General features: G+C 43.8%; 9 protein-coding genes. 3 read left to right on the forward strand and 6 right to left on the reverse strand.

Going from position 1 to position 14,058, the window contains the following annotated elements:
- Positions 1-6: 6 nt before the first annotated feature.
- Positions 7-1,290: a ferritin family protein gene (locus DV872_RS12275; protein WP_114630231.1), complete on the forward strand. Its 1,284-nt coding sequence runs from the start codon at positions 7-9 to the stop codon at positions 1,288-1,290.
- Here the strand turns inward: DV872_RS12275 and DV872_RS12280 are convergent.
- Positions 1,287-4,067 carry a DUF1638 domain-containing protein gene (locus DV872_RS12280; protein ID WP_158546948.1) on the reverse strand — a complete coding sequence of 927 codons (2,781 nt, stop codon included), beginning with the start codon at positions 4,065-4,067 and terminating at the stop codon, positions 1,287-1,289. The genes DV872_RS12275 and DV872_RS12280 overlap by 4 nt on opposite strands.
- 79 nt (positions 4,068-4,146) lie before the next feature.
- The gene (locus DV872_RS12285) at positions 4,147-5,460 is read right to left on the reverse strand and encodes a DEAD/DEAH box helicase (RefSeq protein WP_114630233.1); all 1,314 of its coding nucleotides are present in this window, start codon (positions 5,458-5,460) and stop codon (positions 4,147-4,149) included.
- Between the two features lie 201 nt (positions 5,461-5,661).
- On the opposite strand from DV872_RS12285, the gene DV872_RS12290 reads away from it, so the two are divergent.
- The gene (locus DV872_RS12290) at positions 5,662-7,641 is read left to right on the forward strand and encodes a DUF2194 domain-containing protein (protein WP_114630234.1); all 1,980 of its coding nucleotides are present in this window, start codon (positions 5,662-5,664) and stop codon (positions 7,639-7,641) included.
- On the opposite strand, the gene DV872_RS12295 is transcribed toward DV872_RS12290, so the two are convergent.
- From DV872_RS12295 to ald, 3 genes are all read right to left on the reverse strand, one after another.
- Entirely contained in the window at positions 7,625-8,479 is an 855-nt protein-coding gene (locus DV872_RS12295) for a 3'-5' exonuclease (RefSeq protein WP_114630235.1), read from the reverse strand. The genes DV872_RS12290 and DV872_RS12295 overlap by 17 nt on opposite strands.
- Complete coding sequence (locus tag DV872_RS12300) at positions 8,476-9,843, reverse strand: MATE family efflux transporter (protein WP_230391549.1); 1,368 nt, start codon at positions 9,841-9,843, stop codon at positions 8,476-8,478. Before DV872_RS12300 ends, DV872_RS12295 begins: the two co-directional genes overlap by 4 nt.
- An 88-nt stretch (positions 9,844-9,931) precedes the next feature.
- Complete coding sequence (gene ald, locus DV872_RS12305) at positions 9,932-11,047, reverse strand: alanine dehydrogenase (protein ID WP_114630237.1); 1,116 nt, start codon at positions 11,045-11,047, stop codon at positions 9,932-9,934.
- 265 nt (positions 11,048-11,312) lie between these two features.
- On the opposite strand from ald, the gene DV872_RS12310 reads away from it, so the two are divergent.
- Complete coding sequence (locus DV872_RS12310) at positions 11,313-13,154, forward strand: HD domain-containing phosphohydrolase (RefSeq protein ID WP_114630238.1); 1,842 nt, start codon at positions 11,313-11,315, stop codon at positions 13,152-13,154.
- Here the strand turns inward: DV872_RS12310 and DV872_RS12315 are convergent.
- Complete coding sequence (locus DV872_RS12315; protein WP_114630239.1) at positions 13,058-14,023, reverse strand: DMT family transporter; 966 nt, start codon at positions 14,021-14,023, stop codon at positions 13,058-13,060. The genes DV872_RS12310 and DV872_RS12315 overlap by 97 nt on opposite strands.
- Between the last annotated feature and the right edge of the window lie 35 nt (positions 14,024-14,058).

A 14,058-nucleotide genomic window follows, 5' to 3' on the forward strand; every position in this document is an offset into this window, starting at 1 on the left:
GAGAAGGTGAGTAATACAATAAGAAAAGGCCTCCTTAAAATGGAAAAGACTGTTCTCCATCTACCCCGGGCTGAGCGGATAAATCTTATAGGCGATCCAGGTTGTGACGGCCTGGGAGCGGGAATCATGACAGTTTTTGCAAAAGCCCTCAGTTCCACAGAGGCTGACCACAGCATAATAATCGGCGATATGGTCCCCTTCGGTTCAAAGAAAATCTATCAGAATGTGTGTGACTTCACTCAGTCTATGGCGGAACATCCTGTAACTTGTCTCAAAGGAAATCATGATACAGAATATTATGATGAGTTTTTCGGTTCTCCAAACTATGCTCTTGCATCTGAGGATCTGCTGATCATAGTTCTGGATAATGCAGCAAGGGTCTTCACTCCGGAAGCCCTCGATTTCTGCAAAAAAGTGCTCCATAAGGAAGATGCTGAAAATATAATATTCGCCTTCCACTATCCGCCGCCCAATCCTGTGGCGGGAAACAGTATCAATCCGTCTGAGTGGGAAGATTTCAGAGCCATTTACGGTGTATATATGGATAAGATCCTGTACTTTGTCAGCGGCCATGTCCACTCCATGGTGGAGACTGAAATTGACGGGATTCCCGTACTGATCACCGGTGGTGCGGGGGCCCGGATAGAACAGATGAATCCTGAATATGACGAGAGTTATATAAGACACCATATTTTCCAGATATTCAGGGAAGATGGGGGAAAGTTCACACATCGCATTATCTATCTTGACGATATTCCTTACACCAGAGAGCTGAAAGACAGGAAACTCCTTGAGATGCTGGAAACAGCTTATCATAACGAAATTGAGGCTCACTTTAAATATAAGATGATGGGGGTAAATGCAAAGGAACAGGGCTGGGAGGGACTTGCCCTGCTTTTCAAGGCCCTTTCTGATTCTGAATTTCATCATGCAATGAACCATTTTGAGGTTCTTGGAAAGGGAAAAACAATTCTTGAGAATCTGAAAAAGAGCATTGACGGTGAAAATTATGAAATCAATGAGATGTATAAAAGTTATATGGAATATGCCGAAGCACAGGGTCACAGCCTTGCCCGCTACACCTTTCAGGATGCACGGGATGCGGAAAAGGTGCACAGCAGCCTTCTCAGTAAGGCTTTAGAAGCGGTAGAAGAGGAGAAGGACATAACCCTCTCGTCCTACTATACCTGTACTTCCTGCGGTTATACATTTGAAACAGAAAACAAACCTGTCCGCTGCCCCGTATGCGGAGCACCGGATGATAAGATAGAGCCTGTCCTGCCTCTCTAAATCAGGTCGGGAGCACCTTTCAGGGAAGATCTGTAAATCCTTTCCAGAAAAAGAATATCTCCCCCTGCGGATTCTGCGGTCTTATCTTCGATTCTGATACTGACAGTCTCTTCCGAACTTCCGGCACGTCTCGCCTTGTCTCTTGTTTTATCAACAAGAGCCTTAAGACAGAGTTTTTCCGCCTCTTCCAGGGTCTCGAGGTCTTCAATTCCCCCCATTCCGAGAATACGGAAAAAGCCTTCGACCGTCGGAGTAATTTCCGCTGAGCTCTCCACTGAAACCTTGCTGGTTATGGCTCCCAGGGCATTTGCCACATCTCCGTTCTCGGGAATCAGCACATCTCCCCCCAGAAGCTGGATTGCATCCTCAAGGAATAGAAAAGCCGGAGCACCAAGACCGATAACAGGAGTTTTCAGTGATGGTGTAAGGGTAAGACGCTCATTCCCTCTGTCCATGACAGGTGCATAGACTTCGGGTGTTTCTGAGGCTTCGGGAAATATTCTCTGCAGAACTGACTGAGCCAGTTTACGGCTGATTTTTTTCATAAGATCATCCATAACCCTGTAGGAACTCTCATTCTGCAGCTTGAGATACAAGTCGAAGTACTCCTGAATACCCTTTACAGGCCACAGCGAGAGTTTCCCCTGCATATGGTAGAGATCCGTGGGAGTGAGTCCTGCTTTCTGAATACAATAGGATTTTTCAAGGCGCTCGATCTTTAACAGCTTCCAGACACCATGGCAAAGCTCCGTACTGAGTTCTGAGATAAAACATGGCCCCTGCTCCAGCATTTTAAGGATCTTTTCCTCCTGCCCTGTCAGTTCGAACTCAGGCTCTTTACCTGTTTTATATAACCATAACAGGGGAATTGATGATTCACTGGAAATATCTGTTTCAGCTTCTTTTTTCATGGCAGTACTCAGATCGTACTGTGAATTGAGCCAGCAGAAAGGTGTAATTCTACCGGGTCCGATACTCCAGACTTGCCGGTCAAATACTATGGCGCTGTCTCCCCCCAGGCCCGTAGTGAGCATATCAACCGCTTTGACGTGAGTCCGCCAGGAACCGATGGAGGCACCGTTCTCACAGACAGAGACCTCACCTTTTTCAAGATAGCCGATATCCGATGTAGTTCCTCCCACATCAATAACCAGAGCCTCATCAAGACCTGTCAGGAATCGGGCACCCGCCATACTCGCAGCAGGACCTGACAGTGCAGTCTGTACGGGGAACTCAGAGGCAAAGGCACCTGTCATTACAGATCCATCCCCCTTCACAACCAGCTGGGGAGCATCCACTTCAACTTCCCTGAGGGCCGTTTTCATCTCTGATAAGAACTCTTCCATAATGGGAATAACACCGGCATTGAGCACTGCCGTATGGGCACGGACATAAAAGTTCAGTGTTCCAGACAGTTCATGACCGCAGCAGACATCAAGACCTGTCTGATCACGGAGGATTTCCTTTACTTTAAGTTCAAGCTCCGGATTGACTGAAGCTCCGTAGCCGGAGACAGCAAAGGCTCTCACACCATCCTGCTGTACCATTTTGGAGGCTGCTTCTTTAATCTCCTCAGAACAAATATCTTCGGCCATCAAACCTTCAATGGTCATACGTCCTTTGATAATGCAGTGAGGGGAATGACTGATATTATCGGGAGTCATTGTAGCCATGGGCATCAGAAAAAGGCCTACAGGATAGAGATTTGATTCCACAATTGCATTGGTGACAAGTGTAGTGGAAAGTGATACGAGATCCACAGTCTTAAGCACATCCGGGGGGAGCTGTCTGACGGCTGCCATAATTCCCTCAGAGTATTTCCACTTTGTAGTAAGGGACTTGGCTCTGCTGATAATCTTCTGTTCTTTGAAATCAAAAAGTACGGCATCCGTATAGGTTCCGCCGGCATCAATACCAAGGCCCATGGAGGCGGTACTGACCGGCTGATGCTCTTCTTCAGTTTTATCAGATGTGAATACAAGATTCCGTATCCCGCCGTTACTCTCTTCTTCCAGAGTCGATGCAAAATTAACCAGCCCTGTGGCTGAGTCAAATGTAATCTCTCTGCCGGGAGGTACTACAAGAATCTCATCACTGGAAAGATCAGTATTCCTCAGTGTGGAAAAACACTGATAGATTAAACTCTGAGAGCCCTCCAGACGGGTATACTCCCATCCGTTGTCCTCTGCCATTTTTTTAGCATAATCGGCATATTTACCCTTGGAACCGCTGCCTGTATCAATATAGACAGCCCGTGAATAATTATTCTTCCAGGCATCAAAAAATTCAGTTACCGCTTTTGAATTATCCTCACCGAAACGCTCTGAAAGAATGTCTTTATCCAGAGTGTCTGCGTAGGCCGGGGGCATGGCTCCCTGTTTCTGTTCTTTGAGTCTTTTCCCCCGGGGCTGTACCTGTTCTTCATACCAGCCCGCAGAGATATAGTAGGTTCCCGGTTTATGGGAGAACTGTTTTCTGTATTCTTTAGTTCCTCCCAGAAACAGACTGATACAGTCATGTACTCTGGGAACGACGATTGTCTGATTTATAGAATGAAGCCCGACAATTCCCTTACCGCAGACTCCATAAAGAAGTACGATTCGTTCATAGCTGTCGGGTACCTTATCAATGGCACTCTGCAGTTCCCGTCTCAGAAGATCAGGTTCTGCATGAAGTCCACCTTCAAGATATTCAACTTCGGGAGTTTCGGGTAATGCGGGTAGGATCTCCTGAAGATCCTTTCTGAATACACCGCAGGCAATACAATAAGTTTTCACATTTATCCCCTTAAACAATCCTGGAAATTATATCATCTCCAGGAGGGTAAACATTGGTAATAATTATCGACTTTTTGTATTATCTTGAGAAACTTGATTTTCCTTTCTTTCTGGGAGAATTACCACCAGGGCTATTCCGACTGTATCCGGCATTGGCAGATCTGCTGCCGCCTCCACTGTTCCGGCTTTGACCACCATTTCCTGGTCTGGCCACACCCTGTCTGCGGGCTGTGGGGCCTCCATTATTCAAAACAGGGGTCAGTTCTTCAGGCACAAAAGAGTCCGAGTGCTTTAAGGGAATGCTCTTGTTTAGAAGGCGTTCAATTTTCTGCAGATCCTGCTTTTCATCTGATGAGGCAAAAGAGATCGCCGTCCCTGACTGTCCGGCTCGTCCTGTCCGTCCAATACGGTGAACATAGTCTTCCGCATTACGAGGCAGGTCAAAATTGACTACATGAGTCAATCCCTCCAGATGTATACCTCTGGCTGCCACATCAGTTGCAATCAAAGCCTGAAGATCACCTTTTTTAAAGTTATCCAGAGCCTTCAGACGGGCATTCTGACTCTTGTCACCATGGATGGCGGCAGTAGTGATGCCCTCTTTGGCCAGCTGTTTGCTAAGACGGTTGGCACCATGCTTTGTTCTGACAAAGACAAGAACCTGATACCAGGATTCCTCTTTGATCAGATGAGAAAGGAGAAAACGTTTCTGTCTTTTATCAATTTTATAGAGATACTGTACAACCATTTCGGCTGCTGTATTTCTCCTGGTCACCTCAACGGAGACTGGATCTCTTAGAATCCCTTCAGAGAGCTTCTTCATATCCTTACCGTAGGTAGCGGAAAACATAAGATTCTGTCTCTTAGGAGGCATCTGTTTGAGTATGCGTTTAATATCATGAATAAAACCCATATCCAGCATTCTGTCCGCTTCATCGAGAACCAGAGTTTCAACATCTTTAAGATGAAATGTTCTCTGATCCAGATGATCCAGAAGACGACCGGGGGTGGCAACCAGAATATCTACACCCTTTCGGACTGCTGAGATCTGGGAACCTATCTTTACTCCGCCGTAAACTGTAACAGTCTTAAGGGAAAGGTATTTTCCGTAGCTTCTGAAACTTTCACCGACCTGTTCGGCCAGTTCTCTGGTGGGAGTAAGAACCAGAACTCTGGGATTACGTCCTTTGCTTTCTGATTCGCTGAGTCTTTCTAATAGAGGAAGGGCAAAAGCAGCTGTTTTACCGGTACCTGTCTGGGCACCGCCTATAACATCTCTGTTATCTAGAATAGCTGGGATTGATTTTGCCTGAATATCTGTGGTTTCTGTATAACCACGATCGTGAACGGCTTTTAGGATTTCATCCTTAAGCCCGAGTTGTGTAAATGTCATTATATCTCCTGAACAAGCCCGCATTTTCATGCTCCAGTCCAGGCATTGTAAGTTGTAATTGCTGATCCGACCGGATGTTATCAGTGATGAGGGGCTGACAATAACATCTGTCTGGATAAATGTATAGAGTAGATCGCATAAAATGGCCGAAACTATTGTAATGAGACTCAGGGACATGATTTATTATCAGAAGGATGTATATTGAAGACAGTTAAAAATGGTTTAAAAGGAAAGGATAGAGTTGTGAAACTGAAGGTCATCCTCTTCTGGGGACTGTTTCTGGTTGCATCCTGTAAAATGGCAGATCCTACTGCTGATATTGAAGATATAACTCCCAGCGAGACCCCGGACAACACTGATAACCCTGCACCCCCTTCGGATACAGACACTCCAGACCCTGCTCCTGCCGACAGGGAACTTAATGAAGGCCTGCTGGATGATATAGATCTGGATTACATGAGTTACAGATCGGCTCCGGCTGAGTATCAGAACTTTGTAGTGGTGTACAGTGATGAATCTGATGGGGAGATTTCACTGAAGGAACAGGTTTGCTGTACTTTCAACCAGGCGAAGCTGAACTACTCGCTTGTAGATATGGAAGATTTCAAAACCGAAATAAGCACATATCTCGCTGTATTGGATTCTCAGGATGTTCTCGTTTTTGCATCAGAAAGGCTATGGCGCCTTGAAGAAATAGAAAGGAACCTTCTGCTTAAAGCAATTGAAGATGGAACCAACTCGATATTTCTAATAAATACCAGATACGATGATGATATATTCAAAAGTGCAGTTGGTATCACATCAGGTGGAACCGTATGGCCGGGAGGCAGCGGAATAAGAATAACCAAGAATATTTTTCCCGGATTTGATAACACATATATTTCTTCAATAGATTTCCTCAACTCAGCATCCATAGCATTTGAACTCTCCACTGACGCAACAGTTATTGCTGAAAGTAGTGAAGGAACTCCTTATATTTGGAAGTATAATCATGGTCTTGGAAATATTGTTTATACAAATTCTTCATTATTTCAGGGCAAATCTTTCCGGGGTCTCCTTCTGCAATGCCTCTCTCTTGTCCCGGATTACTTCTTAAGCACCCAGTACAATTCAGCCCTCTTCTATATTGATGATTTTCCGGTTTCCATACCTGCCGGAGAGATAGGGACTGACCTTTTGGAACCCTATGAAGGAATGAGTAAAATAGATTTCATCAACCATGTATGGTGGCCGGATATCAAAAACCTCCAGGAATCTCATAATCTGAAGTACACAGCACTGGCAGTAGGAAATTATATTAATGTCACCGAAGGCGATCTTTATGAATTTACAGATGAAGACAGAGAAAACTTTGCCTATCACGGCGCTCTTCTCAAAGAGGTAGGAGCAGAACTGGGTATTCATGGTTATAATCATGTATCCCTGGTTTTAAACAGTGAATTCACAGATGACACAACAAGTACTAAATGGCCCGGTATTTCTGCTATGTCCAGCTGTTTGAATGATCTGAAAAGAATGATGGATGATCTGTTTGACCATATCCCCTACTACAGCTATGTTCCTCCCATGAACAGGATGAGCAGCAGCGGCAAGACTGCCCTGCTGGATGTATTTCCTCAAATCAGCAATATAGCCGCTGTGAATCAGGGGATAGAAAATTATGGTGATCTGATTCAGGAAATTGAGGAGGATCCAATATTTTCTCACTGGTTTGATATACCCCGTTTTTCATCAGGATATCTGCAGGGTGATAATGAAAAATGGCTGATTTATGATGCCCTGGCCTATAGTGGAGTATTCTCCCATTTCATACACCCCGATGATGCAATGGACACAGTTAGAAACGAAGGCAATAACTGGGACAGTATGTACTCACAGTTTGATAATTGTCTGGATGAAATCTTTTCAGACTTCCCTGATCTTAAAAGAATAAGCAGTGCTCAGATGGCAAAGATTACCAGGGCTCAGGAAGGAATGGATGTTTATTCCTGGAAAGATGGAAACAGTATCAGAATCAGATACAGTGAGGGAGCCACTCCGGTTTATCATTATCTGAGAATACAGCCCGGACAGGGCATCGAATCTGTACAGGGCGGAACTGTAAAAGCTCTACAGAGCAGCAGCGGACTTTATCTTCTGACCGGTACTGCCCGGGATGTTACAGTCAATCTTCACCCATGATTTCAGAAAAATCCTGAAGCAGTGCTTCCCTGTTGCGGCCGGGAACCCTTCCATGAAAATGCAGATGATTAAGTCTCATCTCGCCCTGTGACAGTCTAAAAACATTCTCATTGGATACAACGGAGTTGGGAGGCATGTTAAGACGCTCTGCATACTCCTCACGGCATTCAAACAACTTTTTAAACAGATCCCGGCACTCCTGAGGCATTTTCTTAAACCGGTTTTTCTTCAGAACTCCCGGAATTGGATTCAATAATATTTCCCTTGTCTGAGCCAGACGGTTATTCTCTTCATATTCGTCCAGGAGATTCAGGGCGGCCACTTCTTTAAGCAATTCAATTTTAAGATCAAAAAGATACCTTACATCATCCAAAGCATATTCCAGGGCATCTGCCTGAATAGGCCTGCGCATCCAGTTATACTGCTGGAATTTTTTCTTGGCCTTGGGCTCTACTGATAGAAATTTTGTCAGTACAAAGGCAAGATTTCTTTTTTCAAGATCAAGGAGCTCTGATGCAGGCAGAAGATCTTCAATATTCTTTACCGCAATTCCATATTTTCTAAAAAGGAGTGTCCTGTCTCCAGAGCAGTCATACATGATCTTACTGATATCAGGATTCTCAAAGAAATCACGAATAAGTGTGATCCTGACTTTCATAGGATCAATCAGTGCATATTCCTCTCCGTCAAAAATCTGCACAAGGCAGAGATGCTCACCGTAACAATGGAGATTAAACTCCCCTTCCAGGTCAACTGAAACCCTCTCAATTTCGCGGGTCTTTAAGGAATCCAGATAATCGGAGAGTTTACTGTCGGTATCGAGATAGTGATATTTCATGCTTCTGCCATCCTGTCTACTTCAATATGAAGCCATTTTTTTCTTAAAAATCCAAATATCATCAGAGAGGCATGACCTATTTGATACAAACCGAAACTGAACCATATATAGCGAATATCATCAGGGAAAAGCCTATAGGCCAGGAGTGATGTTCCCAGTATAAAGGTAAAATTAGTTAATGATTCACTGAAAAGGACCCATTTTCCATAACCGTTACCCGTGAATACCATCTCAAATGAATAACCCAGAGCTTCGAAAAAGAAGAATGGAATAAAGAAGCTGAGAGCCTTTGCAATTGCCTCGATAGTATCCGGATCATTTGTAAATATATAAGCAATCTGGTTTCTGAAGAAGAGTGTAAAAACGGCGACAAAAAGAGCTACGGCTCCTGCAACAATGCCGCTTGCTGTAATTATACTTTGAGCCTCTGCCTTATCCTTTCTTCCAAGTGCATTACCGGCCAGTATGGATGCTGAACGGGCAAAACCGCTTATGAGTGTCTTATTCAGTCTGAAATAGGCAAATACACTATGGGTAGCAGCCAGATAAACGGTTGAATAATTCTCTATAAAAGTCTGATAAACCATAAATATGGAGAGGGCTATTATGTTCTGCAGTGCTGGAGGAAGTGCAACCTTAACAATATCCTTCTGCATCCCTGTTAGAAAATGATCAAAATGGAAAAGTCGATATTTTTTCTTATACCCTTTAAAGAGGATAATTCCCGCAAGAAATAGAAAAGAGACAGTATAAGAAAGTACCGTACCCAGGGCCGCTCCACGGATACCCATGGCAGGCAATCCCAGCTTCCCGAAAATAAAGACCCAGTTCAGCAGAATATTCAGAAGGTTGCTGATCAGGCCGGAGTACATCACATATTTGGTCCGGTTCACCGCAGCGAAAAATCCCTGAAGAATAAAGTAGAGTCCCGTTGGAATCAGTGAGAAACGCATGATCTTTATGTATTGAAGGGCCAGCTCGATGATCTCGGGAGTATCCAGAAGATGATTAAGCACAAAGGGTGCTGAAAAACTGATTATCAGTGCAACCAACGCCGCATATAGAGAGGTGATAATCCCGTTATCCAGGGCTTCACCGGTAAAATGTCTGCTCGTCTCATCATCATGGTCCTGTTTTCCATAACGCCGTGCAGCAATGGACTGCACTCCTATAGACATAGGCCAGAGGCATGTAAGTAATATCCAGGTAAAAAGACCGGCAACACCTATTGCGGCAAGCTCAAGACTCTCCTCACCGTAGTGTCCAAGCATGGCAGAGTCGGCAATCTGAAGAAAGTAATGGGTCAACTGTCCGAACAGGAGTGGAATTCCCAGTATGATGACTTTCTTTAATACTGATTTCATTGAATTCAAAAAAAAAGCCCCCTCGACGGGGGGCATTATGACAGGATTACATCTACTTATCCATCCCCTGAGGAGATGGTAATTCCTGTTATTTCAGCACTGTATCAACATCTGTATACTCGATACCGAGATCATCGGCAACTTCTTTGTATACACACATCCCTTCATACACATTCAGACCAAGTTTTATGGTTCTATTTTCAATACAGGCTTTCTCAAGACCCTTATCCGCAATCTGCAGTCCGTAAGGGATAGTTACACTGTTTAATGCTTCTGTTGATGTAACAGAAACGGAACCGGGCATATTGGCAACACAGTAATGAACCACACCGTCAATGATAAAGGTGGGGGCTTCATGGGTTGTAGGATGGGTTGTTTCAAAACATCCGCCCTGGTCAACAGCAACGTCTACGAGTACGGCACCGGGTTTCATCAACTTGAGGTGCTCACGTTTTACAAGCTTGGGAGCCTTGGCACCGGGAATAAGAACCGCACCGATAACAACATCACTTTCTTTCAGTACTTCTTCAATATTATGGGGAGTACTGTAGAGAGTAGTGATTCTTCCACCGAAGATATCGTCAAGATACTCCAGACGTTTGGCGGAAATATCCAGAATTGTAACATCAGCACCCATACCTACGGCCATTTTACAGGCATTGGTTCCGACAACTCCGCCACCGAGGATGGCAATCTTTCCTCTTCTTACACCGGGAACTCCACCGAGGAGCACTCCCCTTCCGCCGAATGCTTTTTCAAGATATTTTGCACCTTCCTGAACACTCAGACGTCCTGCGATCTCACTCATGGGTTTCAGACAGGGAAGACTTCTATCAGGAAGCTCCATTGTCTCATATGCGATTCCTTTGATTCCTGAAATAAGAAGACCTTCTGTCAATGCCTTATCTGCAGCAAGGTGAAGGTAGGTATAGAGGATCTGGCCTTTTTTGAACATAGGATATTCAGAAGGCTGAGGTTCCTTTACCTTCACAATCATATCAACCATATCAAATACATCTTTTGCAGTTTCCAGGACTTTAACACCCTCAGCAATGTATGACTCATCGGGGTAACCGGCTTCTGTACCGGCATTGGTCTGTATATAGACCTCATGTCCATGGCTTATGTAGGATTTAGCACTTGATGGTGTAAGACCTACTCTGTATTCATGATTTTTAATCTCTTTTACTGTTCCTATTTTCAAAAAAATACCTCCTGTATTCCGGTCAATTATTATTTAATAGGAAGTATATCCCGACTTTTCCATTTTCGCAAGATTTAATTACGATTAACATATTTCAACATTATCAATAATACGCATTTCGTATTTTAATCATTTTTTTTCATACTTTACGGATTTCTAAATTGGAGAATATATTGTCTTACAAACATATAAGGGGTATACAGCAAAGCTTTAAATAACTAAGTTATCTCTTATTCTTGAAAGTTGATAAAAATATAAGTAGGCTATGGCTATGAGATTACGTATAGGTTCCAAACTATTATTTTTTAAGCTGGTTGCACTGTTTGTGCTCTTCGGCATACTTGTGGGCTATATGTCATTTATATCCAGCACAGCTTTAGAAACCTTTGAACTTTATAGCTCCTTTCATAAAGAACTCAACTCCCAACTCATTGATTTGATGCATTCGGAAGAACCCGATATCCTCTATAAGGCGTTTGTAGAGGAACCACAGCTTGGGGCTGAATTGATACAAAACCTGGAAACCCTGATACCTGAAAATCAATCAGAGAATATACATCTGGCTCTATACGGCCGGTATCCAGCCAGTGAAAAATGGATTCTTCTAGAGTCTGTAAACAAACCTGAAATAGAATTATCCATATCTACTGAAATTGTTACGGTTCTGAATAATACGCTGGACAGTACATCATTCTATAAACCTGAAATCTACTATGGTCAGAGTGGTCATAGATACTTTTATATTAATATGACCAATGAAAGAGACAAACTGAGTTATATCTTTGAAATAAGCCTTGAAAGAGAGGGACTTACTAAATATATAGAGAGTGATAAAAACACATTAATAACCTTCACCTCAATGATCCTTTTATTTTCATTGATTCTGGGTTCCCTTTTTGCCAGGTCAATTACAAAACCCATGAAAGAACTGACTGACAGAGCTCTTGATCTTGCTAAAGGAGATATGGGAATCCGCTTCCATTCAAAGAGGTTGGATGATATAGGGACACTAGCCCGCTCTCTGGACATAATGAGCCTCAATCTGAATCATCGTTTTAATTCCATGCATACAATGAACAAGATTGACAGAGCAGTACTCTCCTCGGTATCAAGGAATGAACTCCTCGAAGAGGTTGCCGGATTTATATCTGAGCAGTTTAGCGATACAGCAGTAGCAGTCCTTGAACATAAAGAAGAAGGTCTGGTAATAGCTGCACTTGTCCCCGAAAGAGAACATACAATCGGACGCCTGATATTCCATTCAGACCTGCCGGAAGAATTAGTAGACATAACTGAAACCAAATTACTTGATCTTCAAGTCATTGGAGACAAGAACCCTGGTACTATCCTTCTGTTTCCAGAAGAGATACGCAAGAAAAAAGGTGTGTTTATTCCCATTCTCCACAACGAAAGGACTTTAGCCACTTTTGCCATAACCCTGAATGAGGTCAGTGATCAGGATAAGGAAGCTCTTGAAATGCTCTCGGATCAGGTTGGAGTGGCACTCCAAAGCAAGATTGAGATGGAACAGAGAGAAGAGATGACCCAGGGAACCCTGATTGCCCTGACAAGAAGTGTGGATGCAAAATCCCGTTGGACTGCAGGTCATACCGAACGTGTTGCCCGCCTCTCTGTTGCCCTTGCCAAAGAACTTGGTATGAGCAGCAATGAGATTGAGACCATCCGTATAACGGCCCTTCTCCATGATATTGGAAAACTGGGAATCCCCGAAGTAATTCTGGATAAACCCGGCAAACTGACTGAAAAAGAGTTTGATCTTATAAAAAACCACCCCGAAAAGGGAGACAATATAATCAAGGATATTCCGGGAATGGAAGAGGTCCGTCAGGGAGTCAGGCATCACCATGAGCGATGGGACGGATCAGGATATCCTGACAAACTAAAGGGAGAGAAGATTCCCAGGATTGCCAGAATCATGATTCTGGCTGATGTTTATGATGCCATCTCGGAAGACCGGCCCTACCGTAAGGGTTTCACTCCTGAAGAAGCCTATAAGTTTCTTGCAGAACAGAGGGGATCATTGTTTGATCCGGAGCTTCTTGATTCATTTTTAACAGTCCTCTCATCGACAGAATCTCCACTCTGACTTATTACAACTCCCAGAAGTACCGCAGCCGAAGCAATACACTGCACAAGAGTCAGTGATTCCCCCAGTAAGGCCCAACCCAGGACAACCGCCACAACCGGAATCAGATTGATAAAAAGTGATGCCCCCGAAGCACTTGTATGACTCATCCCCCAGTTATACAGACCAAAGGCTCCGAGACTCACAGGGGCTCCCAGATAAAGAAGCAGAAGAACATGTTTTGTTGTGAACTGGGGCATATCCTGAATAAGCATAAGGAGCCCTGGTGAGAAGAAAAGAAATCCTGCAAAACACTGCATCATAGTCAGAGTCCATGGATTATAGCGATCAGACAGTTTTTTAATTATCAGCATATTGGAAGCAGCAGCCACCATGGCGCCTACTTCCATAATATTTCCGAGTATAATCTTATCAGCCGACTCGCTGCTGCTATTCATAAGAGTTAAAAAAACAATCCCTGTTATAGACATGAGCAGACCGAGAATACCACGCAGTTTCAGCTTCTCTTTTAAGAAGAGCCATGCCCCCAGGGCGACAAGTAGAGGAACAAATGCTGAGATAACTCCTGCCTGAGATGAGCTGGTAAATCGAAGGGCGTTGCTTTCAAGGAGAAAATATAGACATGGCTGAAAAAGAACCATGGGTAAAAGGATTTTCCATTCACTTCTCCATCCGGCTGGAGGTGCCAGTTTTTTAATAAACGGGAGAATGGCCAGAGAGGCCAAAGTCATTCTCAGCCACATTACAGTCATTGGATCAAGATCCTGAAGCAGACGGCTGGCAGCACTGAACGAGCCGCCCCAGAGAAGTACCGAAGCTGTGAGTGCTATAAATGCATTACGTTGTCTGTTAATCGTGGGATTATCCATTTTTTTCTCCTATAAAAAGTCAACCATTAGCTTTA

Source organism: Oceanispirochaeta sp. M1, from assembly GCF_003346715.1.
Classification (GTDB): Bacteria; Spirochaetota; Spirochaetia; order DSM-2461; family DSM-2461; genus Oceanispirochaeta.